Origin of the sequence: Pollutimonas subterranea (assembly GCF_002849655.1) — a bacterium.
Taxonomy (GTDB): domain Bacteria; phylum Pseudomonadota; class Gammaproteobacteria; order Burkholderiales; family Burkholderiaceae_B; genus Pollutimonas; species Pollutimonas subterranea.
In genome coordinates this window covers 86,838-113,253 of record NZ_PDNW01000011.1, presented here as the reverse complement: position 1 = coordinate 113,253, position 26,416 = coordinate 86,838, and the positions used below count along the sequence as shown (strand labels likewise).

General features: G+C 58.1%; 23 protein-coding genes and 1 pseudogene. 13 read left to right on the top strand and 11 right to left on the bottom strand.

Features of this window, described 5'->3' with window-relative positions; translation table 11 throughout:
* Positions 1 to 57 precede the first annotated feature (57 nt).
* Both CR159_RS13725 and CR159_RS13720 read right to left on the bottom strand, forming a co-directional pair.
* Positions 58 to 1,041 (bottom strand): Bug family tripartite tricarboxylate transporter substrate binding protein, encoded by a 984-nt coding sequence (locus CR159_RS13725; protein ID WP_102074519.1) that lies wholly within the window; start codon positions 1,039 to 1,041, stop codon positions 58 to 60.
* 193 nt (positions 1,042 to 1,234) lie between these two features.
* Complete coding sequence (locus tag CR159_RS13720; protein WP_102074518.1) at positions 1,235 to 2,452, bottom strand: TIGR03862 family flavoprotein; 1,218 nt, start codon at positions 2,450 to 2,452, stop codon at positions 1,235 to 1,237.
* 251 nt (positions 2,453 to 2,703) lie between these two features.
* Here CR159_RS13720 and CR159_RS13715 point away from each other — a divergent pair, with 251 nt between their 5' ends.
* Complete coding sequence (locus CR159_RS13715) at positions 2,704 to 3,045, top strand: YMGG-like glycine zipper-containing protein (RefSeq protein WP_233208315.1); 342 nt, start codon at positions 2,704 to 2,706, stop codon at positions 3,043 to 3,045.
* Between the two features lie 131 nt (positions 3,046 to 3,176).
* Here the strand turns inward: CR159_RS13715 and CR159_RS13710 are convergent, their stop codons facing one another.
* The 4 genes and pseudogenes from CR159_RS13710 to CR159_RS22235 all read right to left on the bottom strand — a co-directional run.
* Complete coding sequence (locus CR159_RS13710) at positions 3,177 to 4,169, bottom strand: tripartite tricarboxylate transporter substrate binding protein (protein ID WP_102074517.1); 993 nt, start codon at positions 4,167 to 4,169, stop codon at positions 3,177 to 3,179.
* Positions 4,162 to 5,067 (bottom strand): carboxylating nicotinate-nucleotide diphosphorylase, encoded by a 906-nt coding sequence (gene nadC / locus CR159_RS13705; protein ID WP_102074516.1) that lies wholly within the window; start codon positions 5,065 to 5,067, stop codon positions 4,162 to 4,164. Before nadC ends, CR159_RS13710 begins: the two co-directional genes overlap by 8 nt.
* Before the next feature lie 187 nt (positions 5,068 to 5,254).
* Entirely contained in the window at positions 5,255 to 6,205 is a 951-nt protein-coding gene (locus CR159_RS13700; RefSeq protein WP_102074515.1) for an NUDIX hydrolase, read from the bottom strand.
* A 43-nt stretch (positions 6,206 to 6,248) separates the two neighbouring features.
* A pseudogene (locus CR159_RS22235) lies at positions 6,249 to 6,350 on the bottom strand (branched-chain amino acid ABC transporter ATP-binding protein); the annotation flags it as partial.
* A gap of 355 nt (positions 6,351 to 6,705) precedes the next feature.
* Between CR159_RS22235 and CR159_RS13690 the strand changes: the two are divergent.
* Complete coding sequence (locus CR159_RS13690; protein ID WP_158238545.1) at positions 6,706 to 9,996, top strand: EAL domain-containing protein; 3,291 nt, start codon at positions 6,706 to 6,708, stop codon at positions 9,994 to 9,996.
* Here CR159_RS13690 and CR159_RS13685 read toward each other — a convergent pair whose 3' ends face one another.
* Genes CR159_RS13685 through apaG form a run of 4 tightly spaced genes read right to left on the bottom strand, consistent with a single transcriptional unit; the run spans position 9,997 to position 13,654 of the window.
* Complete coding sequence (locus CR159_RS13685) at positions 9,997 to 10,770, bottom strand: DsbC family protein (protein ID WP_102074513.1); 774 nt, start codon at positions 10,768 to 10,770, stop codon at positions 9,997 to 9,999. It abuts the gene before it with no gap.
* Between the two features lie 39 nt (positions 10,771 to 10,809).
* On the bottom strand, positions 10,810 to 11,982 hold the full coding sequence (locus CR159_RS13680) for an FAD-dependent monooxygenase (protein WP_102074512.1): 1,173 nt from the start codon (positions 11,980 to 11,982) through the stop codon (positions 10,810 to 10,812).
* Positions 11,979 to 13,262, bottom strand: coding sequence for a murein transglycosylase A (gene mltA / locus CR159_RS13675; RefSeq protein ID WP_102074511.1), 1,284 nt, complete (start codon positions 13,260 to 13,262; stop codon positions 11,979 to 11,981). Before mltA ends, CR159_RS13680 begins: the two co-directional genes overlap by 4 nt.
* Before the next feature lie 17 nt (positions 13,263 to 13,279).
* On the bottom strand, positions 13,280 to 13,654 hold the full coding sequence (gene apaG / locus CR159_RS13670; protein WP_102074510.1) for a Co2+/Mg2+ efflux facilitator ApaG/CorD: 375 nt from the start codon (positions 13,652 to 13,654) through the stop codon (positions 13,280 to 13,282).
* A gap of 112 nt (positions 13,655 to 13,766) precedes the next feature.
* On the opposite strand from apaG, the gene rpe reads away from it, so the two are divergent.
* Positions 13,767 to 14,468, top strand: a complete 702-nt coding sequence (gene rpe / locus CR159_RS13665) for a ribulose-phosphate 3-epimerase (protein ID WP_102074571.1) — start codon at positions 13,767 to 13,769, stop codon at positions 14,466 to 14,468.
* On the opposite strand, the gene CR159_RS13660 is transcribed toward rpe, so the two are convergent.
* Complete coding sequence (locus tag CR159_RS13660; RefSeq protein WP_233208314.1) at positions 14,465 to 16,285, bottom strand: GGDEF domain-containing protein; 1,821 nt, start codon at positions 16,283 to 16,285, stop codon at positions 14,465 to 14,467. The genes rpe and CR159_RS13660 overlap by 4 nt on opposite strands.
* Positions 16,286 to 16,432: 147 nt before the next feature.
* Between CR159_RS13660 and CR159_RS13655 the strand changes: the two genes are divergently transcribed.
* The 10 genes from CR159_RS13655 to CR159_RS13610 all read left to right on the top strand — a co-directional run bounded on the left by CR159_RS13655 (position 16,433) and on the right by CR159_RS13610 (position 26,414).
* Complete coding sequence (locus tag CR159_RS13655; RefSeq protein ID WP_102074509.1) at positions 16,433 to 17,122, top strand: phosphoglycolate phosphatase; 690 nt, start codon at positions 16,433 to 16,435, stop codon at positions 17,120 to 17,122.
* Between the two features lie 208 nt (positions 17,123 to 17,330).
* Positions 17,331 to 18,851 (top strand): anthranilate synthase component I, encoded by a 1,521-nt coding sequence (trpE, locus tag CR159_RS13650; RefSeq protein WP_102074508.1) that lies wholly within the window; start codon positions 17,331 to 17,333, stop codon positions 18,849 to 18,851.
* A gap of 27 nt (positions 18,852 to 18,878) precedes the next feature.
* On the top strand, positions 18,879 to 19,442 hold the full coding sequence (locus CR159_RS13645) for an anthranilate synthase component II (protein ID WP_102074507.1): 564 nt from the start codon (positions 18,879 to 18,881) through the stop codon (positions 19,440 to 19,442).
* Between the two features lie 15 nt (positions 19,443 to 19,457).
* Positions 19,458 to 20,489 carry an anthranilate phosphoribosyltransferase gene (trpD, locus tag CR159_RS13640; RefSeq protein ID WP_102074506.1) on the top strand — a complete coding sequence of 344 codons (1,032 nt, stop codon included), beginning with the start codon at positions 19,458 to 19,460 and terminating at the stop codon, positions 20,487 to 20,489.
* Positions 20,486 to 21,280: an indole-3-glycerol phosphate synthase TrpC gene (trpC, locus tag CR159_RS13635; RefSeq protein WP_102074505.1), complete on the top strand. Its 795-nt coding sequence runs from the start codon at positions 20,486 to 20,488 to the stop codon at positions 21,278 to 21,280. The genes trpD and trpC overlap by 4 nt, the downstream gene beginning before the upstream one ends.
* 6 nt (positions 21,281 to 21,286) lie before the next feature.
* The gene (gene pap, locus CR159_RS13630) at positions 21,287 to 22,762 is read left to right on the top strand and encodes a polyphosphate:AMP phosphotransferase (RefSeq protein ID WP_102074504.1); all 1,476 of its coding nucleotides are present in this window, start codon (positions 21,287 to 21,289) and stop codon (positions 22,760 to 22,762) included.
* On the top strand, positions 22,759 to 23,211 hold the full coding sequence (locus CR159_RS13625; RefSeq protein ID WP_102074503.1) for an HIT family protein: 453 nt from the start codon (positions 22,759 to 22,761) through the stop codon (positions 23,209 to 23,211). Before pap ends, CR159_RS13625 begins: the two co-directional genes overlap by 4 nt.
* 14 nt (positions 23,212 to 23,225) lie before the next feature.
* Positions 23,226 to 24,008 carry a uracil-DNA glycosylase gene (locus tag CR159_RS13620; RefSeq protein WP_102074502.1) on the top strand — a complete coding sequence of 261 codons (783 nt, stop codon included), beginning with the start codon at positions 23,226 to 23,228 and terminating at the stop codon, positions 24,006 to 24,008.
* A gap of 334 nt (positions 24,009 to 24,342) precedes the next feature.
* Positions 24,343 to 26,025 (top strand): DEAD/DEAH box helicase, encoded by a 1,683-nt coding sequence (locus CR159_RS13615; protein WP_102074501.1) that lies wholly within the window; start codon positions 24,343 to 24,345, stop codon positions 26,023 to 26,025.
* Between the two features lie 185 nt (positions 26,026 to 26,210).
* The gene (locus CR159_RS13610; protein ID WP_102074500.1) at positions 26,211 to 26,414 is read left to right on the top strand and encodes a hypothetical protein; all 204 of its coding nucleotides are present in this window, start codon (positions 26,211 to 26,213) and stop codon (positions 26,412 to 26,414) included.
* Positions 26,415 to 26,416: the final 2 nt, after the last annotated feature.

Sequence of the window (26,416 nt, the reverse complement as noted above, 5' to 3'; positions counted from 1 at the left end):
ATTCAGTCAAAAAGCCATCCCGCAGGATGGCCAGAGTGGATATTGCCATGAAGAAGACTACTGGCTTTGATAGATGCCTGATTTTTTGGCCAGGTCGCCCCATTTTTTCATGTTGTTCGTTATGTTATCGGCCATATGCTGCGGGTCACCGGCGACAACAACATAGCCTTGCGCTTCCAATTGCTTGGCATTATCTTTCAGTGCCTTGACGATGGCTGCATTCAGTGTCGACACCACCTTCGAATCAGCATTTGCCGGCATATTGAAGCCATACCAAGTATCAGAGTCGTAGCCTTTCAGGCCCAGCTCATCAAACGTTGCGACATCAGGCAAGGCGGGGCTCCTTTGTGGGCTACCTATGCCAAGGATACGGATCTTACCCGCCTTCGCAAGATCTTCTGCCGAGGCAGTTTGAACAAACATCATTGAGATATGGCCGCCCAACAAATCATTCATTGCAGGCGCACCGCCCTTGTAAGGAACATGAGTAATCCGTACACCGGCCACATCACTAAACAGCTCTCCCGCCATATGCTGCGAAGAGCCTACGCCAGCAGAACCAAAGGTCAACTGGTCTGGATTCGCCTTGGCGTGATCCATAAGATCTTTGAGGTTCTTGAAGGGCGAATCGGTTCTGACCGCGAGCACTAGCGGAGCCGCTACCGCAATCGATAGCGGTTGGAAGTCCTTTTGTGAATCGTAGGGAATTTTCTTATACAGATTAGGGTTAACTGACAAGATGCCATCAGTTGTCAGCATGAATGTATAGCCGTCCGGTTTTTGCCTTTTTACATGGTCTGCGGCAATCGCGCCCCCTGCTCCCGCTCTGTTCTCGACGATAACCGTCTGCTTCAATTGTTCGGATACCGACTGCCCTACCAGCCTCGCCAATGAATCGGTACTCGCGCCGGCAACATAAGGAACGACCAGCTTGATAGGCTCGGATGGATAGGCGGAGTTGGCTTGGCTCGCATGACCCAATGCCAATGGTGTGGCCAAGCACAGGACCTTGAGCAAATTCTTATACATGATTATCTCCATTTAATAATTCTTGAACCGCGTCAACTCCTTATCCCACATAGTGGTCATATTAGGAGGAAAAATGCGCCTAGAGAATTATCCACTCAAACATGGAGCGCGATCAACATTAAATAGTCCACAATGTGATATTCAGGACGGTGCAGCAGAACCGCTATCGGTCGAAAGCACGGAAGCGCTTCGGGCGAGCGAGGTGCTAATCCGCCAACCACCGCAATACGCCCCGCCCCGCCATTCGGCCGCTCGCAAAGCAAGCCGTCAATAAATAGCCGCCGGTCGGGGCCTCCCAGTCCAGCATTTCGCCTGCGCAGAATACACCGGGCATATCGCGCAGCATCAGGTCGGGATTCAAGCCCGGGAATTCCACGCCACCCGCCGTACTGATTGCTTCGTCCAGAGGACGCATACCGCACAAGCGCACGGGCAACTTCTTGATGGCCGCGGCCAAGGCGTCAGACCGCTCGAATATCTCCTTAGGCACACACTCGCGCAATAGCCCGGCCTTGACGCCCCGCAGCCCTAGCCGGCCATCCAGGTGACTGGACCAGGATCGCGATCCACGCGGTCGAGCCACTTCGGCCAGTACCCGGGCGAAATCGTGCCCGGGCAAGAGATCAATATGCAAGATGGCCTCTCCTTTTGCGAGAAGCGCATCGCGCAAAGCCGCCGACCAGGCATAGATCAGTCCGCCCTCCAGGCCATCCTGCGTCACCATGCATTCACCACGACGCATCGCGAACTTCCCGTCCGGCGCCATGGCTATCGACTTCAGGGGCTGACCAGCAAAGCGCTGGGCGAGATGGGGACTCCAGTCCGCCAGGAAGCCGCAGTTGGCGGGCAGCAATGGCGCCACGGCAACGCCTTTTCGCTTCAGAATATTTTGCCAGGCGCCGTTCGATCCAAGGCGAGCCCAACTTGCGCCACCCAGCGCCAGTACGACGGCGTCCGCGTTTCGCGTCACGGTGCCTTCCGGCGTATCCAGCAGTAAAGCGCCATCGTCCGTCCAGCCGCGCCAGACATGCCGTGCATGCAAGCGCACGCCGCTGGCGCGCAATCTTTGCAGCCATGCCCTGAGCATGGGTGCGGCTTTCATCTCATTTGGAAACACACGGCCGGAAGAGCCGACGAAGGTTGCTATACCAAGCTCGTTCGCCCATTGCCGTAACGCGGCGGCGTCGAACTGCTCCAGCCAGGGCGCCACCTGCTCGGCTCGCGCACTGTAGCGTGACAGGAATGCCCCGGACGGTTCGCTGTGCGTAAGGTTCAGGCCCCCGCGGCCGGCCAAGAGGAATTTACGGCCCACCGACGGCATTGCATCGTAGACATCGACCTGCACACCGGCGTCTGCCAGGGTTTCAGCCGCCATTAATCCAGCTGGCCCGCCGCCGATGACGGCTACGCAAAAAGAAGACATGTGAGAGAGAAAATGACTGAGTCGACCAGTGGAAAGTCGTACGGTAGCACACGCCAATACGCCTTCACGGCTATGCCTGCGCTGCGCATTCACCGGCTTGGGCTATGGCGTGTGAAGCAAGACGTAACCAAAGTGCCAGATCAGGCGCCACATATTTCAGTGCGCTTCAATATCGGGCTCTTTGAGTTGCATGCGTCAGGCCGCCTGGCTACGCTAGCTACATCTATTCCAGCCTTGGTAGGAGCCTTATTTTGAAACTACGCCTCTATTTCAGCCAGTTTGCAGCTGCCGGCCTGGTGGTGCTGGCCATGGGAAGCTCCGCCTCAGCCTCTGATCGAAAAACGAACAATACGATTATTGGCGCAGGCCTGGGCGCCGTGGCCGGCGCCTTGGTTACGGACGGCGACCCGCTCATCACGCTAGGCGGCGCAGCCGCAGGAGGTTTGCTCGGCAACGTGCTCACTGAAGAACGCAGCGATCGCCGCCACCGCAACTGGGACCGCAACCGCGGCCATCATCGCGCCGACCGCCGCAATGTCCGGCAACGGTCACACCATGACCGGCGGGACCATCGCCATCGACATCATCGGTGAATGACTTATTTGGAAACGATGTTGAGTGGAATGGCGAATGAAGGTCCGATGGTAGAATGGAAACGTGCCCAGCTCAACGGCCGTCCAATGCGCCCTTGGCGCTCCTCGTTCGCACGCTGATAATGCGAATCCTAGTCCACCCTCAGCCCCATCTGTTCGGTTAACCGGGCAAACCGGGCTATGTCCTGCCGAATCACCGCCTGGAAATCCTGTGGGCTTCCGACCGTGGTGTCGTACCCCAGCGCATGCAGGTCTGTCGCCATATCGGGACGCTGGATAATAGAAACGATCGCCTCATTAAGGCGTTCGATAATGGCGGTCGGCGTGCCTGATGGCGCCAGCACACCATGCCATTGATCCAGCGCGTATCCGGCCAGGCCTTGCTCGGCCACGGTGGGCACATGGGGCAGCAACGGCGAACGCTGCGGCGAGGTAACGGCCAGTGCGCGCAGCGTACCGCCCTTCAGGAATGGCAAGGCGCTTGAGGCCGTAACGAATCCCAGCCCCACATTACCTCCCAGCACACCGGCCAGGGCCGGGCCGCAACCGCGATAAGGCACGTGCAGCCACATCGCGTCCGTGCGCCGCACAAGCATTTCGCCAGCCAGGTGCTGAGGCGTGCCGCTGCCGCAAGATGCATACGCCGGCGGCGTCGAGCCCGGTTCGCCATCTTTGGCGTCCAAGGCTTGGCGCATGGTTCGCCATGGCGAGTCCGCCGCCGTCACTAACACCGACGGTACGAATGCCACATTGATTACGCCTACCAAGTCCTTCTGCGGCGAAAACCCCAGATTGCGATATACCCCCGGATTGATCGCATAAGTGCTATTGACCACCAGCAGGGTATAACCATCGGGCTTGGCGCGCGCGACTGCTTGCGCGCCGATATTCCCGCTGGCGCCCGAGCGATTCTCCACCACGACCGGCTGCCCGAAATCCCGCTCCAGGCTGGCCGCCAAACGCCGCGCCAACAAATCGGTGCCGCCGCCAGGGGGAAACGTCACTACCAGAGTGATGGGCCGAACCGGATAATTGGTGGAATCCGCAAGGGACGCCGCGCCCACAGCGTTGATGGCGCCAACTGTGCTTAAACACACGAACAAGAACGCGGCGGCCCTATGCATAGTCGGCATCCAGGCCAATATCAAGGACGGGTGCGCTGTGCGTAAGCCAGCCTACCGCAATCAGATTCACGCCGGTTTGAGCAATGGCCGGAGCGGTTGCGGGAGTGATGCGGCCCGAAGCTTCGGTTACCGCCCGGCCCGCCACCAGGCGTACTGCATCGTTCAGGGTATCGACCGACATATTATCCAGCAGGACGGCGTCTATACCTAGATCGAGCCCCTCCTTCAATTGCGCCAGCGTATCGACTTCCAGCTGAATGCGCACCATATGCCCCACGCCGGCTCGCGCGCGCAAAATGGCTTCGCCAACACTTCCAGCCACAGAAATATGATTATCCTTGATCAACACGGCATCATCCAGGCCGTAGCGATGATTGCTGCCGCCCCCGACCCGCACCGCGTACTTCTGGATCGTGCGCAATCCGGGCAGGGTCTTGCGCGTGCAACTGACTCGGGTTCCATAACCGCGGATGGCGTCGGCAATGGATGCGGTAGCTGTCGCCACGCCGCTGAGGTGCCCCAGGAAGTTCAAGGCGGTGCGTTCCGCGCTCAACATGGCGCGCGCACGACCCTCCAGAACAGCGATTACATCGCCCGGCGCCAGGCGGGCGCCATCTTCGCGCAGCACGCGTATTTCGACACTTTCATCCATCAATCGGAACGCGAGCCGCAGCAGGTCCAAGCCGGCCAGCACTCCCGCCTGGCGCGCTACAACGCACATACGCGCGCGCGCCGCCATGGGCACGATCGCGTCAGAAGTCAGATCGCCCGCCCGTCCCAGATCTTCGCAGAGCGCGCCACGCACCAGAGGCTCCAGCATAACTTTCGGCAGGGACGGGATGGTGAACGAAGCAGCATTGGCGTCATTTTCCGGTTGGATCTTATTCATTATGCTCATTTTGAGTATTTATAGAAGAAAAAATTGGATCGGAACTATAAGAGCTCCACCCGCCCGTATCGCCCGTTCTCGACGTGCAATACCAGCCCGTCTTTATGCTAACTCTGAGCATAATAGTGCGTCAAGCGAAAATTTTCTGTGCCCGCAGAGCGAACTGTCTTGATTTTGTCCGCAGTGATTTCTGTCCTTATCGTGCCAACGGCAGCTTGCTGCCTGCAATAGCGCGCTCTTGCAAGACATCGCCGCGAAACTGGAACAGCTTCGCGGGCCGCCCACTCGCACCCTGAGTCATCCGACCGCTTTCTTCCACCAACGCCTGTTGCTCGATGAACCGGCGAAAGTTCTGCTTGTGCAGGCGGCGCCCAGCCACCGCCTCGAATGCCTGTTGCAACTGCAAAAGCGTAAAGAAAGGCGGCATCAATTCGAAAACGACGGGCCGATACCGTATTTTGGCGCGCAAGCGCGCCATTGCCGTCGCCAGAATCCGGCGATGGTCATGCAGCATGGAATGGCCAGGCAGGGGCGCGCCTAGCGGCAAGCCGGATCGTCGAACCGCTTCCGGGATCAGGCCAGCCTCGAACAGCAATTCATAACGCTGCAGCACCGTATCGTCGCTCCAGGATGCGGCATCCAGGCCAAATGTGTAGTCGACCCTGTGGCGACGCTGGCGCTTGACAGCAGTCGTTGACGCATCGCTGCACCAGCGATGCAACGCCGGCAGGATTTGTTGCGCAACAATCTCGGGACACCCATCGCGCCAATCCTCCCAGGGAAAATAGCGATACCAGTCCTGCCATCCCACAGTATCGATATCGGGATTCTCAAGCTCTCGCGTCAGGCCCAGATAGCTGACCGAAATAATGTGCTGCCCCTGTTGGTTGGCTCGGTCGCTGTCGGCAAATGTATAGAGCTGCTCGACATATCCGAGCGGATGATGGGTTTGCGCCTCGACCCAGGCGCGCAAGCCCGTTTGTAGCGAGCGATGCGACGATTCAAACGGCCCGGCCGGCAAGGCATGGCCGCGATCCCGGGTCAGTACGCGAGGCTGCCCCTGCGTCACAGCCACCAGCACGGCGACAAGCTCGGTAGCGACCGTGTGGGCGGGCAATGCGAAGGTATGGTCTTGGGCTGTTGACATGGCAGGCGCGAAAACCGTCATTATAGGAATATAAGCGGATAACCCTTTGCGACAGCACAACTTTACCGCTTTGCATTAAATACACATGATCGGCAACGCCCACGGCCCTGTGCGTGCTTTGTTCTACAAGAATAATCGTGCGGCCTGCCACGAACATACCGTTGCGGTAACGGTCATAGCCTTTGTGGCGCTGCCATTCTGTCACGGGAGAAATCCGCGGGTCAAGTTCTTCGAGACAATCGTTCGCTATGCGAAACGACATGAATTTGCGAGACATGCGCGAGAGAATTGCAAGCCGCTATCCTGTGACCAAAGAGGACTTTCGCCTCTGCATTTACGAAAGAGGCACTTCGCGAAAGCGAAATCATTGACGAAAAGGTATAAAACACAAATTGATATATATTTAGGCTAATTGTTTCATCGTCGCTTCATGATAAATTCGCATGGAGGTCGAGCGGCATACCCGTTTTAGTCTTGAATCCGCTACATCAAGGAATGCCATGCGACTACGGCTTTCGTCGGTCAGCCTTCGTATCCGGTTGTTACTGCTCATTCTGGTCGCTCTGCTGCCGGCGGTTGCCATGTTGGTTTATCAGGGAATGCAGAATTACAAGCAGGCGCATCAAAACCTTGAGCGCGAAGCGGAGTATGTCGCACAGCAGATTGTCACGTTTTCCAAAGAGACATTTCCCCGTCCGGACCAATACCTGGCAAACCTGGCGTCAGTGCCCGAGTTGCAAAAGCCGGGCGCGGCGTGTGACCAATTCCTGGGTTCGACGCTGAAAAGCTCTTATTCGCTCGACAATCTGCTGGTCATTCAGCCTGACGGCAATGTCGCGTGCTCGGGCATACCGCTAAAGGGCCCTATGAATGTGTCAGCGCGGCACTATTTCCAACGCGCACTGGCCAGCAAAACCTTCGCCATTGGCCAGCTTCAACAAAGCCGCAAGGGACCCCAGCCACTTATCGTATTCGCCTATCCGATTCTTGATGACAAAGAAAACGTAACACGCGTCCTGGCGCTCGCCGCAGACCTGGCGTGGCTTAACGATTCACTGGGTCGAGCGATCAAGAGTTCCGGTCGCTTCCTGGGCGTCGCCGCTAGCGTCGTCGATTCCAACGGTACCCTCATTGCAGCAGCACCGCATGCCCACTATGTGGGCCAAACGGTGCCCGACTGGGAAACTGCGAACTTGCATTTGAGTCGTTCCAAAGGCTTGACGAGAAACGAGATATGGCTCGACGATATATATCGAACCACGGCTTACCTGCCTCTGTACAGCTCGAAGACATCGACGTTGTATTTGAAGGTTGGACTACCACTCGCGGGACCATTAGCCGAGGCACGGGCTGGCAGCATACGCAATTTCGCCCTCGTGGGACTAGGATCGCTGCTCGCCTTGATAGCCGCGTGGTCACTGAGCAACTGGCTCGTATCAAAACCTCTGGGTATTCTGAGCCGCACTGCGACAAAACTCGGCCAGGGCGTGATGAGCGCGCGAACAGGGCTTGGCGGCAGCGGCGGAGAAATCGGCGCGCTGGCCCATCAATTCGACACCATGGCCACGCAGTTGCAACAGCAGCACGATGCATTGCTTCGCACTGGACGCGTGCAGGCGGTACGCAGTGCCACCAACAGCGCTATGCTACGCGCGCATACCGAGAAGGATCTCCTGACCGACATATGCCGTGTGATCCAGCAAATCGGCGGTTATGAGTTCGCATGGGTGGGCTATGCCCCGAATACCTCGACGGACACCTTGATCGCACAAGCTCATTGCGGCGTAAGCGACGAAATCATTGCCGACTTTTGCCGCACGCCATGGAGCCAGATACCTGACCCGGGCCCGGTTACCAAAGCGATATGGACCGGCACCGTGCAAGTCATCCCGGATCTCGCCACGAAGGGACCCCACAGCCCGTGGAGAACACGAGTACTGGCCCAGGGCTGTGCATCCGCCATAGGCTTGCCCCTGTCCGTGGATCATCGCATCATCGGCGCCCTGGGCATTTTCTCGAGCGATCCGCAGGCGTTCGGCCCCGACGAAATCGAGTTACTGACCGCCACCGCCAATGACGTTTCTTTCGGAATATCGGCCTTGCGCACGACGAACGAAGTGCGTCGAAGCCAGGAATTTCTGGAGTTGGTGATCAATAACATGCCAAGCATGGTGTACGTGAAGGATGCCACCGACCTGCGTTTCGTCAGCATGAACCCGGCGGGTGAAGCGCTTACCGGCTTTCGGGAAGAAGACCTGGTCGGTAAAACCGATTACGATTTTTTTCCGAAATCGGAGGCTGATTATTTCACCGCAAAAGATCGCGAGGCCCTGGCCGGTTCCAGCCGCCTTTCTGTCTCGGACGAAATCATCACCACCAAGTCGGGCGAATTGAAGACACTCCAGACCCGAAAGCTGTCGCTCCTGGATGACGATGGCCGCCCCAAATACTTGCTGGGAATATCCGAAGACATTACCGAGCAAAAGAAAAACAATGCACAGCTGGTGTATTTGGCCACCCATGATGCGCTCACCGGCCTGCCCAAGCGCGTGTTTCTTATGGAATGGCTGGAGCGGGCCCTGGACCGGGCAAAGGCGGACGGACGTTCAGTGACACTGATGTACCTGGACCTCGACGGCTTCAAGGAAGTCAACGACAGCCTCGGCCACTTTACCGGCGACGAAACACTGAAGACCGTAGGGAATTTGCTGGTTGCAAAGATACCCGACGCAGGAATCGTTGCGCGAATCGCGGGCGATGAATTCGTAATTGTGCTGGAAAACATAACATCGAAGTCCCAGACGATCGCGGCCGCCAAGCAATTAGGGCGCTATTTCGAGGCGCCCATCATTGTCGGCGGTCAGGAAATCTTTCTGACACCCGGCATAGGAATCAGTGTTTATCCCGATGACGCCGATACGCCCGATGCTCTATTGCGAACGGCCGACTTTGCGATGTATCAAGCCAAGTCCGGGGGCAGCACCTATGCTTTTTATTCGCCCAATCTAGAGAAACGGACAAGCGCCAGACTCGAAATGCGCAATCTTCTGCGTCACGCCATTGAAAAAGATGAGCTGACCCTGCACTACCAGCCCAAGGTGTCGGTGCGAACCGGGAAAATTATCGGCGCCGAAGCACTGTTGCGCTGGAATAGTCGCGAGCTCGGCTCGATTTCACCGGCGCAATTCATTCCTCTTGCAGAGGAAAGCGGCCTGATCGTGCCGATAGGGGAATGGGTATTACGCACTGCGTGTTTGCAAGCCATGCAATGGCAAAGACTGGGATTCCCCATTGTCATCGCGGTGAATTTATCGCCACGCCAGTTCCGTCAGGCTGATTTGCTCGAGCACATACAACTGATGCTCAAGGAAACCGGCCTGCCGCCTGAACGCCTGGAGCTCGAAGTTACCGAAACCGCCATCATGGACAACGCAGCCAGCGCAATCCGTTTGCTCAACAGCATTCACGAGATGGGCGTACAGCTTTCAATCGACGATTTCGGCACCGGCTATTCCAGCCTGGCCTATTTGAAGCAGTTGCCAGTGAGCATACTGAAGATCGACCAATCATTCGTGAAAGGACTTACTTCCGAACCGGACGATGCCGCGATCGTGACGGCAGTCATCGCCATGGCCAAGTCCCTGCATCTGGCCGTGACGGCGGAAGGCGTAGAAACAGCCGAACAGCTGGACGCCCTGGCCGGACTGGGCTGTGATAACTATCAGGGCTATTGGTTCAGCAGGCCGCAGCCTGCAGACGCATTTATCGCCTTGCTGGAAACCGCGCCTTGATTAATTCAAAGCGTCCAGCTTTCTTTGCAAATCATCCAGAGGCAACGCACCGTTCACGCGACTGCCATCAGCAAAAATGATGGCCGGCGTGCCTTGCACCATTAATTTCTTGCCCAGAGCCAAAACGGTATCCACAGGTGTTGCACAATTAACATCCGGCGGTGTCTTGCCATCCAGCATCCATGCACGCCACGTTGCCGCCTGATCTTTGGCGCACCAGATATTGCGCGCCTTGATTCCCGAATCAGGCGACAAGATAGGAAACAGGAAGGTATAGACCGTCGTGTTATCGACTTCTTTCAATGTCTGGTGCAGACGTTTGCAGTAACCGCAATTGGGGTCCTCGAAGATAGCCATCTTGCGTGCCCCATTGCCTTTTACCTGCTTGACGGCAAGCTCCAGAGGCAAGGCGTCGAAGGAAATCTGGGACAATTGCTCGAGGCGCTGGGCCGTCAGATCCTTACGCGTTTTAGCATCGACCAGCGAGCCTTGCAGTATGTAATCGACATTGACGTCGGTGTACAGCAGGTCCATACCGATCTGCACTTCAAACAGGCCGGGAAACGGCGTGGGATTCACCTCGGCGATCTCAATACCCGGAAAGCGTTCCGCAAAACCTTTGCGTATGCTTTCGGTTGAAAGCACCGTCGCATCACTTGAATTGCTCCCCGATTGCGTTGACAGTACATTGCCTTGCGCCAATACCGGGCTGCTGATGAAGGGCATGCTGGCAAGCAACGCGGCGCCAAGCAAACCCGCAAATTTCGAACGCATAGAAACTCCTGACAATGAATTAAGGCTCTTGAAGCCGTTTTACTTTCCTGACGCGCCGCCAATAAGGATTCGCTTCATGAACGGCAGGCGGTCAACAAACTGCATACCGGTATTGCGCGCCCAAACCACTGGTGTGGCGTTCGACGCGAACAAGCGGTGCAGGCCATGGGTGGCCATGCGCATGGCCATGATGGGTTCGGCCCGCGCGCGCCGGTAGCGGCTCAGTACGCGAACGTCGCCGGCTCGACGATAAGCTTCCTTGCCTTGCAGCACACGCAACAATTCGTCCACGTCTGCCAGGCCCAGATTGAGCCCCTGGCCGGCCAGGGGATGAACCCGGTGCGCCGCGTCGCTGACCAGCGCTACACCCGGAGCAACCATACCGCTATGCTCGAGGAACAGCGGGAAGCCGGACAAGGTGCTGCGCACCTGGAGCCCGCCAAGACGCCCCCCCGTGGCGGCTGCCAAACGTGTTTCAAGTACGCGATTGCGCTGCAGGTCGGGCATTGCCATCAACTCCTTGGCAGACGCTTGCGGCATGGACCACACCATCGATACCTGATGTCCGTCGGCGGTATCCGGCAAAGGAAGCAACGCCAGCACTGAATCGCTGGTAAACCATTGCAGCGCGATATTTTGATGCGGCAATTCGGCAGTAAGGTGGACGACCAGCCCTATGTCGCCATACGGCCGGGACTCATGAGCGATACCCGACGCCGCGCGCACCTGTGAATGGGCTCCGTCGGCGCCGACCAGCAAGTCGGCTTTCAGTGCCCGCCCCGTATCGGTGAATACCGTATTGGATTCAAGGCGCTGAAACTTCTCGGGATGCCAGGTAATGCCAAACACCTGAACGGCTTGTTGTAACGCGCGCTCCATTTGGCTGGCCTCCACGATCCAGGCCAGCGTCGTTTGGGCGGACTGCCACGCGTGCAGATGCAAGGCCCCGCCGCCATCGCCGTAGACCTCCATGGTCTCCACCGGCGTCAGGCGACGACTGTCCATCATGTTCCAAACGCCCAGCCGATCCAGGAAGGCTTGGCTGGCAGATGAAATGGCATAGACCCGGGGACAATAGACATCAGGAGCAGCGGCTGCCGGCGCAGCACGCGGGCCGATCAGGGAAACATCAAAGCCCCCTTTTGCCAGTCCCAGCGCCGCAGCCAGGCCGGCGATTCCAGTGCCACACACCAATACAGAGTCTTTACTCATCGTGCTGAGGGAGCTCCTGCCTGTTTTGGCCATAATACCCACATATCACCGCGTTGCTTCATGCGTCCCGCCATGGCGCCCGCTTCGTCTCCGGAGCCCCAATAGAAGTCCGTACGTGCCGCGCCCTTGATGGCGGCTCCGGTATCCTGTCCGAATACGAGACGTTCCAGTGGCCGGCTGGACGCCGGATAGTCGGTTGACAGGTATAAGGGCGTACCCAGCGGTACGAACGACGTATCGATGGCGACAGACCGTTGCCCGATCAGTGGTATACCGTAGGCGCCCTTCGGACCCAGTTCGGGATCGACGATGGTTTCTTCGTTAAAGAACACCATGGCCGGATTGGCGTTCAACATTTCCTGGACACGCGCCGGATTGCGCCGAGCCCATGCCTTGATGTTTTGCATGGACGTCTGGGCTAATGGCAACTCGCCCTTGCTGGCGAGCCACTGTCCAATGGATGCATACGGGCGCCCATTGTGGTCGGCATAGGCCAGGCGTATTGTTTCGCCGTTATCCAGCAAGGCGCGTCCGGACCCCTGTATCTGGAGGAAGAAAGCTTCAACCGGATCGTTGACCCATACGATGGCCGGCGGTTGACGGGTAGGCGTCGCCGCGATTTCGGCCCGCGTGTCATAAGGAACCACTCGCTTGCCGGCCAGTTTGCCGCGCACCCGTTTACCTGCAAGCTCGGGATAGACAGTGCCCAGATCGATAGTGAGCAGGTCGTCTGGCTGCGCATACAAGGGCCACTGATACTCGTCGTGCTGCTTGCGCGATGCACGTACCGACGGCTCGTAGTAGCCGGTAACGGTGTTCTGCGCAGGCTTGCCGCCGGCATCCAGCACACGCCATGGCTGCAGGTGCGCCTGCAGGAACTGGCGAACAGCCGGCGCCGTCGCGGTGTCGGCGGTCATGCCGGACTGGGCCGCCGCCTGGCATACGGGTTGCCATGCACGCGGCGTGGCGCGCGCCTGCATGGCCAGCGAACCGGAGATCGGCCGCATCAAGCCTTTGCAATTGTTGATGAAGCCTTTCCAGACATGATTGAGATCATCGTTCTGCCAACCCGGCAGTGCCGTCCATGCGACTTGCTGAAATTTTCCAGCCAGGGAACGGGGCGCGGTGTCGCGCATGGTTGTCAACGGCGGCACATTCAGCGGCTGTTCGGCTATATTCTGCGCTGGCGCACCGACCTCGTCGGACGGACCTTCTGTTGGAACAGTGCTGCACGCTGCCAGCAGTGCCAACAGCGTTGAAGAAAGCAGTATTTTTTTCATAAGTCGCCAGGCTACGGTTAATGCAGGGTACGCGGCATTGCAAGAACGAATTCCTGAATGGGAACTTCAAACGGAATACCATTTTCGCCGACGCAATGATAGGTACCGCGCATGGTCCCCACCGGGGTAGGCAGCGGACAGCCGCTGGTGTATTCAAACGTTTCGCCCGGGCCCAGCAAAGGCTGCTGGCCCACGATGCCCAGCCCCCGGACTTCCTGCGTCTGTTGCTGGCCATCGGTGATGATCCAGTGCCGGCTGATCACCTGGGCGGCGTGCTCGCCCTTGTTCGTGATACGCACGGTATAGGCAAAAACAAATTGCTGTTCGCTGGGTTCGGACTGTTCAGGCAGGTACTGGGGCGCCACGGTTACAGCGATGTCGTAAGGTTTCATGTCTGGTTCCAGATTAAATGGTAGCTGCGATATTTAAAAGGAAAGTCGGCACTAACCTGTAATAATGGCATATTCGCTGTTTTGGTTTTTACTTGACAACCGGTACCCTCCCATGCCATTTGCCCAACCTACCCGTATCGCCCCCAGCCTGCTGGCAGCGGATTTCGCCCGCCTGGGCGAAGAAGTAAAGAACGTCGTCGCCAGCGGGGCCGATTGGATCCATTTCGATGTAATGGACAACCATTACGTGCCTAATCTGACGATGGGCCCCATGGTATGCGAAGCCTTGCGGCCCCACACCGATGCGCCCATCGACGTGCACCTTATGGTAGAGCCCGTCGATGCCATTATCCCGCAATTTGCCAAGGCAGGCGCCAATATTATTACTTTTCACCCGGAAGCATCGCGCCACCCCGACCGAACCCTGGCGCTGATACGGGAGCACGGCTGCAAGGCGGGGCTGGTGTTCAATCCCGCTACGCCGCTGGACTGGATGGATCATGTCATGGAGAAGCTCGACGTGATCCTGCTGATGTCGGTCAATCCCGGTTTTGGCGGCCAGGCCTTCATACCTGAAACGCTGCGCAAGCTTGCGCTGGCCCGCGGCAAGATCGACGCCTGGAAAAACTCCGGAGGGCAAGGTATTGCGCTTGAAGTCGATGGCGGCGTAAAGATCGACAACATCGCCGCCATACGGGCGGCCGGCGCCGACACGTTTGTCGCGGGTTCAGCCATATTCGGCCAGCCGGACTACAAAACAGTCATCGACGCCCTGCGTGCTGAAATCGCCAAAGGCGAATCCCTGTCCGCTTAGGGCAGCGACCGCCGTTCCACAAACAGCGAATTACCGGGAATCTTCTTGGCCTCGGTTTTGACCGAGGCCGCCAGCTCCGCAATCTGATGGCCCGAATAAGGCATATCGACGTCGACTTCGACCACGCCCAGCGAAATGCTGATCAGGCCATGGAAAACTTCCGCCCCTTGCCGGTTCGCGGCGAAGTAACCGCCTTTCAACAAATGAACGGGCTTGTACAAGTAGGCCGTCGCCGCAAGGAAGCGATCCAATACGTTGTGGCAGCGCTCGCGCCAGTTCAGGCTCCTGAAGATGACAATGAAATCGTCACCGCCGATATGGCCCACGAAATCGACAGCCGGATCAATATATTCACGCAGGAGATTCGCCGTGATCTGTATAACTTCATCGCCCTTGCGGTAGCTGTATAAATCGTTGAAAGCCTTGAAGTGGTCCAGGTCGCAATAACACACGGCGAAAGGTTCACCATTCAGCAACAACGCCTCAATGTGCTCGTTGATGGGCACATTGCCTGGAAGCTGAGTCAAGGGGTTTGCGTAGCGGGCGGCATGTATCTGGATCTGGGTGATTTCGCGTATCAGGTCGAAGCCGGTACCCACCCCCAGGAATTTTCCCTGCTCGGTGATAATGAATCCGTCAGCCAAATGGTGCGGATTCGCTTCGGTGAACAAGTATCCCAGGTCTTGAAGGCTGGTCTGGTGATCGACGATCAGCGGCAGATTCTCAATAAACTGGTTGCAAGGCTTGTTGCCATAAAGCTCTCGATGATAAGGCCGGGCCAAACGGTCCAGCATCCGCAGCCTGTGTATCAGTCCGATCGGCAAGCCGTCGTGCAGGACAGCCAGCACTTGAAGCTCGGGCTGTTTCTTGAAGATATCGTAGACGTCGTTGGTCAGCGTTGAGTCGCTGACGGCAGGCACCGAACGAAGGATCTTGCGTGCCGTCGCTACGCTTTTGTAAGCGTCGTTCATAAGAGGCCGTCTGCCGGTGGGCGCGGGCGTCAACAGGCGCAGCGTTGCGGGCGGCAAGATCGCCACGGGATCTGAAGAGGGTCGGGCCAGCAGGTAGCCCTGACCATAGCGGATGCCCAGGCGCTGTACCGCATCGAGCTCCGCTTCAGTCTCGATGCCTTCTGCAATGACTTCCGACTTCGACTGCTGCGCCATCTCGGCAATGGATCGTACAAACTGACGTTTGACGGCGTCACTGTCGATGCCCTGTACGAAGTACTTGTCTATCTTCACGTATTCCGGGCGCAATTCCGACCAGAGCCGCAAGCTTGAAAAACCTTCGCCCAGGTCGTCGATGGCGATCTGCAGGCCCGGTCCCCGGAACTCCTGCGCAGCTTGGCGCAACAGCGAGTAACTCGACGTGGCTTCCGACTCGGTCAGCTCGATGACGATATTTCCGGGACACATGCCGGCTTCGTGCATGTGTGCCAGGCAGCCCTGCAATTCACGAGCGGGCATCAGCAGCGCGTCCGGACTCATGTTCAGGAATAATTTGCCCGCAAGTCCCAGGGCCTGGAACTTTTCGATGTGTATACGCCGGCAGATGCGCTCGAGTTCGAGGGTTTGACCATGCTGTCGAGCAAGGCCAAAGAGCCTGGTCGGCGCATGCAAGGGAGAATCGGATGGACCTCGAATCAAACCTTCGTAGCCGATAATCCGGCCGAATTGCAGATCGACGATCGGCTGGTACAACGGAGTCAAGGCTCTGTCGGCCAGGACCTTCTGAAAACTTGCCAGCATTTGCGCGCTCTCGAGTTGTGTCCCGCGGGGCGAGCTTTCTACACACTCAGTAAGTGTTTCCATCATGTGCATTCAGTCAACCTGTGCATAGACCCAAAAATGGCCTTTTCCGACCCGGATATGGATCAGCAGGCACCTTAGCAGGCCCGTATTACAGGAAAATGTCGGCGGACACCCTACAATCGAGCTTCCCTTCAATCAAAGAGAAGCCTCATGCCGTTTTCCGCCGTACTCCTGGACCTCGATGGCACCTTGCTGGACACCATACCCGACTTGGCCAATGCATCCAATGCCATGCGGATGGAGCTAGGCCTCGCGCCGCTCTCCCAGGACACTATTGCCAGCTATGTGGGCAAAGGCACCGAAAACCTGGTGCTGCGCACACTGTCGAACAATCCAGACGGCTCGGTGCCGACCGCGGACGATATCAAGCAGGGGCTGGAGATCTTCGGCCGCCACTATCATGCGGTAAACGGCGAGCAGGCCGCCGTGTATCCCGGCGTCGTGCAAGGCCTGGAAGCGTTCAAGGCGGCGGGCGTAAAAATGGCCGTGGTCACCAACAAGCCTACGGAATTCACGCTACCCCTGCTCGAACGCGCCGGCCTGGCCCATTTTTTCGAGCATGTGGTGTGCGGCGACACCTGCGCCCGCAAGAAGCCTCATCCCATGCCCCTGTTGCATGCCTGCGAGCTGATGCAGGCGGATCCGCAGGGTGCGCTGGCCATTGGCGATTCGATCAACGATGCGCTGGCCGCACGTGCGGCCGGCATGACGGTGCTGGCGGTGCCTTACGGCTATAACGAAGGAATGGATGTGCGGACTCTGGAAGTAGATGATATAGTTATGTCCATCAGCGAGGCCGCCCAGTGGGCCTTTCGCCAACAAACCAACAACAATCCATGATCGCTACCGCCTATTCCTGCATTACGCCCTGCGCCAACTGGCGCTGGTGGCGTTCGTGTTCTGGGTAGCGGTAATCCACTCCCGGCACCAAAGACCCTGTCTTTCACGTGTCGTCAGCATTACTAAACGCAAAGCCCGGAACCGAATAATGGCCGGGCTTTCTTGATTTCTGTCCCGGCCTCTATGTAAACATTTCACAGAGACCACTATGACGGAAATAGAATTCAATGCACTCGCCGCGCAAGGCTACAACCGCATCCCCCTGATTGCGGAAACCTACGCCGACCTGGACACGCCGCTGGCCATCTACCTGAAACTGGCACATAACGGTCCGGAAGGTGGGCGTAACAGCTGCCTGCTTGAATCGGTAGTCGGGGGCGAGCGCTTCGGCCGCTACTCGTTCATCGGCTTGCCCGCCAAGACCGTCATCCGCTCCAGTGGGGCCACCACCGAAATCCTGCATCAAGGCAAAGTGGTCGAAACGCACGAGGGCGATCCCTTAAGCTTCATCGAATCCTACCAGCAACGCTTCAAGGTCGCGATACGGCCGGGCATGCCGCGCTTTGCAGGCGGACTTGCCGGCTATTTCGGCTATGACACCGTACGTAACATCGAGCCCCGGCTTGGACCGGCCGTCAAGCCTTTTCCAGCCGGGCAGGATGAAGGCACGCCCGACATCATGCTGTTGCACGTCGATGAACTCGTCATTGTTGACAACCTTGCTGGTCGCACTTACCTGATTGTCTATGCCGACCCTGCGCAAGCCGAAAGCTACGCATTGGCCAAGCGCCGCCTCAAAGAACTGCGTGAAAAGCTGCGCACGCCCGTCGTAATCCCCTACGCCTACGCCAGCATGCAAACGACCAGCCGTCGTGATTTTGCGAAAGAAGACTACATCGCCGCAGTACTCAAAGCTAAGGAATACATCGCTGCGGGAGACTTGATGCAGGTCCAGATCGGACAGGTCATCGCCAAGCCGTTCCGCGACTCGCCCTTGTCTCTGTATCGGTCCCTGCGTTCGCTGAACCCGTCTCCGTACATGTACTTCTGGAACTTCGACGACTTCCAGGTGGTCGGTTCGTCACCCGAGATCCTGGTGCGCCAGGAAATTGTGACTGAAGCGCAAAAAGAGAAGACCGTGGTCACGATACGTCCATTGGCGGGCACCCGCCGGCGCGGCGCCACCCCGGAAGAGGACGCGCAATTGGCTGAAGAACTGATGGCCGATCCAAAAGAACGAGCCGAGCATGTGATGCTTATCGACCTGGCCCGCAACGACGTTGGCCGGGTGGCCAAGACCGGGTCGGTGAAGGTGACCGACACCATGACGATAGAGCGCTATTCGCACGTGATGCACCTGGTGTCGAATGTGTGCGGCGACCTGCACGATGGCATGAGCAATATGGACGTGCTGCGCGCGGCTTTTCCGGCCGGCACGCTCACCGGCGCTCCAAAGGTCCGCGCCATGGAAATCATTGACGAGCTGGAGCCCGTGCGCCGGGGAATCTACGGCGGCGCCGCTGGTTACTTGAGCTACGGAGGCGAAATGGATGTCGCCATTGCGATCCGCACCGGCATCATCAAGGACGGCATGCTTTACGTGCAGGCCGCTGCCGGTATCGTGGCAGACTCCGACCCCGAAAAGGAATGGCAGGAGACTGAAGCCAAGGCCCGCGCTGTGTTGCGGGCGGCCGAGCAAGTCCAGTTCGGCCTGGACGAACCCATTTAACGCCCGGCATCGAACCAGGAGAACTACATGTTACTGATGCTAGATAATTACGATTCGTTTACCTATAACCTGGTCCAGTACTTCGGCGAGCTGGGCGAAGACGTGGAAGTACGCCGCAACGACCAGGTCAGTGTGGCCGATATCGTGGCCATGAAGCCCGATCGCATCTGCGTGTCGCCCGGCCCGTGCTCCCCAGCCGAGGCGGGCATTTCAGTTGAACTGATACAACACTTCGCAGGCAAGGTGCCCGTCCTGGGCGTATGCCTGGGCCACCAGGCTATCGGCGCGGCCTATGGCGGCGACGTTGTACGCGCCCGTCAAATAATGCACGGCAAAGTCTCGGACATTACTCACACCGGCTCGGATGTCTTCAGCGGCCTGCCATCGCCCTTTGTCGTTACGCGCTATCACTCGTTGGCTGTGGACCGCAATACGCTGCCCGACTGCCTGGAAGTCACGGCCGAAACAGCAGATGGTGAAATCATGGGCCTGCGCCACAAGACGCTACCCGTATACGGCGTGCAGTTCCATCCGGAATCCGTGCTCAGCGAACATGGCCATGCTTTGCTGAAAAACTTCCTGAATATATAAATAAAAGGGACAATAATGACCATCACACCTACCGAAGCGCTATCACGCTGCATCGAACACCGCGAGATCTTTCACGATGAAATGCTGCACTTGATGCGCATGCTGATGCGTGGCGAGGTATCGCCGCAAATAGCCAGCGCCCTGATCATGGGCCTGCGGGTGAAAAAAGAAACGGTTGGCGAGATCACTGCCGCGGCGCAGGTAATGCGCGAGTTCGCACTGCCCGTAAACACGCCCAGTACCGACGACTTGCTCGATATGTGCGGCACCGGAGGCGACGGCTCCAATACATTCAACATTTCAACCGCTGCCATGTTCGTGGCGGCATCGGCCGGCGTGAAAATTGCAAAGCACGGCAACCGCAGCGCATCGTCCTCCTCGGGTAGCGCCGACGTGCTCGAGGCGCTGGGTGCCAACGTCATGCTCACCCCCGAACAAGTGGCCGAAAGTATAAGTCGCAGCGGCATCGGCTTCATGTTCGCGCCTTCTCATCACGCTGCCATGAAGAATGTCGCTGCCGTGCGCAAAGACCTGGCTGTCAAGACGATTTTCAATATCCTGGGCCCTCTCACCAATCCCGCCAATGCCGCCAATCAGCTGATGGGTGTATTCCATCCTGATCTGGTAGGCATTCAGGTGCGGGTATTGCAAAGGCTAGGCTCCCGGCACGTGCTGATTGTCCACGGCAAAGACGGCATGGACGAAGCGTCGCTGGGTTCCGCCACCCTGGTCGGTGAACTCAAGGATGGCCAGGTGACCGAATACGAAATTCATCCGGAAGACTTTGGCATGGCGATGGTGTCTAATCGGTCAATCAAGGTCAATAACCGCGAAGAATCGGCCAAGATGGTTCTTGAAGCGCTAGACAACATCAACGGTCCAGCGCGTGATATTGTTGGTTTCAATGCAGGCTTGGCCATCTATGCGGGCAACAAGGCAACATCTATCGAAGAGGGATTGAAGCTGGCTTTTGAATCCTTGGCCAACGGCGCTGCACGAGCCAAGCTTGACGAATTCTGCACCTTTACCCGGACGCTTTCCGCATGAACGACATTCTGGAAAAAATACTAGAGACCAAAAGAATCGAAGTCGCCACCGCGCGGCAGATGCGCAGCGAGGCGGACATGCTGCGCGAAGCCAAAAGCCGCAAGGACCTGCGCGGCTTTACGCGCGCCATCGAGGAAAAAATCGCACAAGGCAAACCTGGCGTCATCGCCGAGGTAAAAAAAGCGTCGCCCTCCAAAGGCGTGATTCGCGAGAACTTCAATCCGGTTGACATCGCCACGTCGTATGCCGCGCATGGTGCAGCCTGCCTGTCGGTGCTGACCGATGTGCAGTTTTTCCAGGGTTCTTACGACTACCTTCGCCAGGCACGCGCCGCTTGCACACTTCCTGTGTTGCGCAAGGACTTCATGATCGATCCCTACCAGATCGTCCATGCGCGCGCCATTGGCGCCGACTGCATCCTGTTGATTGTCGCCGCCCTGTCGCCGCAACAGTTGCGGGAATTCGAAAACGTCGCCACCGAGCTCGGCATGGACGTCCTGGTCGAGGTGCACGACCGCGCGGAACTCGATATTGCGCTCGAACTGAACACATCGCTCATCGGCATCAACAATCGCAACCTGCGCACTTTCCAGACTTCCCTGCAAACGACACTGGACTTACTGCCTGCCGTGCCCGACGGCAAGCGGGTCATTACAGAAAGCGGCATCCTGACTGACGTCGACGTCAAGCTTATGCGGGATAACAACGTAGACGCATTCCTTGTTGGCGAAGCCTTCATGCGGGCGCCCGAACCGGGCCAGGCCTTGCAGGAACTCTTCTTCAGCCGCTAAGCACTAATGACATTATTCGACGCCGCTGAATCCGACCCCCGCCTGGCCGGGGAACAGGCAAAGCCCCTGGAAGCCAAGCTGCGCACCGCGCTGTTGAAGGCACAGTACGAGCGCGTACAAAAAGCCGACCGGTCCCTGCTTATCGTATTAGAAGGTATACCGGGCGGCGGCAAAGGCGCCTCGGCGAGGCTGCTTAACGAGTGGATGGATGCGCGCCATATCCGCACTGTCGCCTTCGACAAGCCCTCGAGGGAAGATAAGGCCTATCCTTATTTCCGGCGTTACTGGCAAAAGCTGCCCGCCTCCGGAAACATCAGCATAGTCTTTGGCTCCTGGTATCAGCCCCTGTTCGAGGAAGCCGCCAGGAAAAAGCCTGACCAGGCGGTGATACAGGCCCACGCCGAGGCCATACGCCACTTCGAAACCATGTTGGTGCGCGAAGGCATACAGGTCGTCAAGCTCTGGTACCACCTGTCGCGGGACGCTCAAAAGCGCAGAACAGATGAATTGCGCGCCAATCCGGAAACGGCCTGGCAGGTTTCTCCTGAAGATACCAAGGTTTGGAAAAAGTTCGCCCGCCTGCGCGATGCCGCCGCGCTGGGCATTTCCCTGACCAACACCGATCACGCTCCTTGGTGCATCATTCCCGGCGCCGATGAATCGCTACGCGCCATCACCACCGGCCAAGTCGTGTTGTCGGCCTTGCGCCGCAATTTGCGCGTGCAAAGCGACGCGTTCGTCGGTACGGCGGCAGTTCCTTCCAGCCACCCCGTGATTCGGCTGGAAGACCTCGACTACGACGCGGCACTCGACAGCAACGAGTACGAAGGACAGATGGCCAAATGGCAAGCTCGCCTGGCCAACTTGGCGCGCAGCAAGAAGTTCGAAAAATTGCCGCTCATACTGGTGTTCGAAGGTCAGGATGCAGCCGGAAAAGGCGGCGCCATCAGGCGCGTAACGCACACGCTCGACGCCCGGCAGTTCCACGCCATTCCGATCTCAGCCCCGACTCCGGAAGAGCTTGCTCACCCCTATTTATGGCGTTTCTGGCGCAGTATCCCCAAACCAGGGCATGTCGCTATTTTCGATAGATCCTGGTACGGCCGCGTCCTGGTCGAACGCGTGGAAAAATACGCAAAGCCGGATCAATGGCAACGCGCCTATGCGGAAATCAATCACTTCGAAGCGCAGTTGCGCGACAGTGGCGCGCTGGTCCTGAAGTTTTGGCTCGCCGTCACCAAGGATGAACAGCTGAAGCGATTTCGCGACCGCGAGACATCGCCGTTCAAGTCCTTCAAGATTACCCCCGAAGATTGGCGCAATCGCAAGAAGTGGGATGCTTACACATTGGCGGCCAACGATGTGTTCGCCCGTACCAATACACCTGCCTGCCCCTGGCACGTATTGGCCGCCAATGACAAGAAACATGCCCGCGTCGCCGTGCTTGAACACATCGTCAAGGCCGTGGAGCAGGCACTATGAGCGCCGCGGGAAATTGCCCCCTGTGCAATGCCACCGGCGTAACGGTGATCTGGCGCAACGATGTGCTGCGGGTCATAGGCGTGGACGACCCTTCACATCCTGGCTTCACCCGCGTCATCTGGAATGACCATGTCAGAGAAATGACCGAACTGCCCGCTGCAGCGCGTAGCACCTTAATGGAAACCGTATGGCTGGTCGAACAGGCCCAGCGCGATTTCTTGCAGCCAGACAAGATCAACCTGGCGCAGCTGGGCAATATGGTGCCGCACGTACATTGGCACATTATCCCGCGCTGGACCTGCGATAGCCACTTTCCCGAAGCAATCTGGGCGCCTGCGCCCTCGCGCTCCGCTGCGCAACAGCAACAGTGGCATGCCCGCAAGGCACAGATCGACACATTGTTGCCCGTGTATCGCGCAGCACTGGTCGACGCCCTGTCCGCACGCTGACCCGGTCAACCGCCATGCCAAAAGAATCCACAGAACAAGCAACCCTGTTTTCAACAGCCGACAACTGTCTTCTGCAGCCGCCCATCGATCAGCTTGAGCGATTATCTCCAACCTGGCGCCAGGTGCTGGAAACGGGTGACACGCATGATGTGCTGGCCAGCTTGTCGAGCTTCCTTGCAGCCAGGCTGTCGGCAGGCGCGGAGATTTATCCCAGGTTCGTTTTCCGTGCGCTGGACTATATGCAGCCGGAGTCCGTACGCGTGGTGATCCTGGGACAGGACCCGTACCACGGACCCAATCAGGCCCAGGGCCTGGCATTTTCGGTGCCTGACCAGTGCCGCACACCGCCCAGCCTGCGCAATATATTCAAGGAATTGTCTCTTGAATATCCGAATGAGCCGCTGCGCCGGCACAACGAATTAAGCGACTGGGCGCGGCAGGGCGTACTGTTGCTCAACACGGCGCTTACTGTTGAGCATGCCAGCCCCGCGTCGCACGCAAAAAGGGGCTGGGAACGAATCACCGATGCACTGATACAGCGTGTGGCGCAGGCGCCGCACCCCAAGGTTTTCATGCTTTGGGGCGCACACGCGCAAAGCAAGGAAGCCTTGCTCACCGAAGGCCCGGGCGGCCCCCTGCTGATATTGAAGGCCAATCATCCCTCCCCCTTGTCCGCAACGCGTCCGCCGATACCTTTCATGGGTTGCGGTCATTTTGTGCAGGCCAACACATGGCTTGAGCAGCATGGGCAGGCACCTGTAAACTGGACAGGTGCCATTAGCGAAACCAACGCCTAGCAAGCATTTTGACGATTTTCCGCGGTTTGTTGCACTGCGACAACGTTAGGGGTTTCCCCGAATACAGAAATACGGTTATACTTCCGGCACTGCATTAATCAATGCGTCGACATTTTCACACGGCTCCGCGTCGTGTCATAGCAGTTGACTGATCTCTCAGCACCCATGTCGAACGCCATCGCTCCCTGACCCCCGAGCCTTTCGCTGCGTCTTCCAAGACACTACGCTGCACTTTAGGTTGATTCGGTCGGCACGATGCTCCAATCAACCAGCGCTTCGGGCTCACCTATCTGCCCGCGCTAGTGTATGCCGTTCACACGGCAAAGGATCACGCATGTCTTTTGAAAATCTAGGTCTTACCCCCACGCTGTTGTCTGCCGTCCTGAAAGCCGGCTTTACCGAGCCGACTCCCGTCCAGGCAGCCTCCATCCCCAAAGCGCTGGCAGGTAGCGACCTGATGGTATCCGCACAAACCGGCAGTGGCAAAACCGCCGCCTTCATGCTCCCCGCCCTGAACCGCATTTCGACAATGCCGGCCAACAAGGGTACGGGCGTTCAAGTGCTGGTACTGACCCCTACCCGCGAACTCGCCATGCAGGTGGCAGACGCCACCAAGCTGTACGGCGCGCATATTAAAGACCTGCGCATTGCCGTCGTCGTGGGCGGTATGCCTTACGGCGCCCAGCTCAAGGCCCTGTCACGTCGCGTAGACGTCCTGGTCGCAACTCCTGGCCGCCTTATCGACCACTTGCAAGCCAAGCGTGTCAACCTGTCGACGGTTCATACCCTTATTCTTGACGAAGCTGACCGCATGCTGGACATGGGCTTCATCGAAGACATCGAAACCATCGTTGCCAGCACACCGAAAGAGCGCCAAACGTTGCTGTTCTCCGCAACGCTGGACGGCACCATTGCACGCCTTGCGGCCAAAATGATGCGCAGCCCGGAACAGATCCAATTGTCTGGTCAGAAAGAAAAGCACACCAACATCACGCAAAGCTTGCTCTACGCCGATGACAATGGCCACAAGATGCGCCTGCTGGACCACCTGTTGCGTGACGCCAGCCTGGATCAGGCCATTGTATTTACATCGACCAAGCGTGGCGCCGACGATCTGGCCGAACGCCTGGCCGACCAAGGCTTCGCCGCCGCCGCCCTGCATGGCGACATGAACCAGCGCCAGCGCACCCGTACGTTGGGCATGCTGCAAAAAGGCCAGCTTCGCATCCTGGTAGCGACCGATGTCGCTGCTCGTGGCATTGATGTGCAAAGCATTACGCACGCCGTGAACTACGACCTGCCAATGCAAGCTGAAGACTACGTTCACCGTATCGGCCGTACCGGTCGTGCCGGCCGCAGTGGCTTGGCATTCACGCTGGCTACCCATTCGGAACGCCATAAGGTTCGCCGTATCGAGCACTTCATCGGCCAACCTATTCCGTCGCAGGAAATCGAAGGCCTCGAGCCCAAGAAAACAGCGCGTCCGACCTATACCGACCGCAAAGGCAGTGGCAAGAGCTTTGCGCCACGTGCTGGTTACGGTGCCGGCAAGCCTGGCAGCTATGCCCGTAAACCAAGCGGCGACCGCGGCAGCTTTGGTGGTGACAAGCCTGCGTACGAAGGCAAGCCCCGCTTTGGCGACAAGCCCGCATACGAAGGCCGCCCTGCCCGCAGCAGCGATCGCCCTGCTTATGAAGGCCGTCCCGCCTATGATCGTGGCGCCGACAGCCGCAAGACGTTTGGCACTGAGGAACGCAGCGGCGGCTACAAAGGCCGCAACGAAAATGCAGGTTTCGAAGCTCGTCCTGCTCGCACAGAACGCCCTCAAGCCGATCGTCCCGCATTCAGCGACCGTCCCGCATTTGGCGATCGCCCTGCCCGTACGGCACGTCCTGACTTCGCGCATAAAGCGCCTGGCGTGAAACCCAGCACGCGTCCTTCGACCCGCCCCGGCTTTGCCGGCAAGCCGACATCGACTCGTGGAAAAAGCGCAGCCCGCCGCGAATTTGCTTCGTAAGCAGGCCTATGCAGTACACCGGTCAGCGTGACTCGCGCACCTGACCTGAAACCCCGCCGCCGTGCGGGGTTTTTTTTGCCAGTAAGCCCGAGGTGTCGCTTGGGGGCCTTTCCTCCGCCCACACTGGCTACAATAGCGCATTGAATTCATAGGGCATCCTTTCCGGATGCCGTCGCCAGGACTCCATGAAACAACTTGCGCGCAAGCCCTTCTTCCTTGCTTTGCTAATGTCGTTGCCGCTATGGATTGTCTTCAATAACTTCATTGTCGCGATCATGGTTGCATTGCTTGTCGCTTTCCTCATTTCCATGTGCTATTCGTTGTACACGATCAAGCAGGCGAAGCCAAAAGCCGATGCGCCCGAATCCAAGACCCATCCCAAGAAATAGTG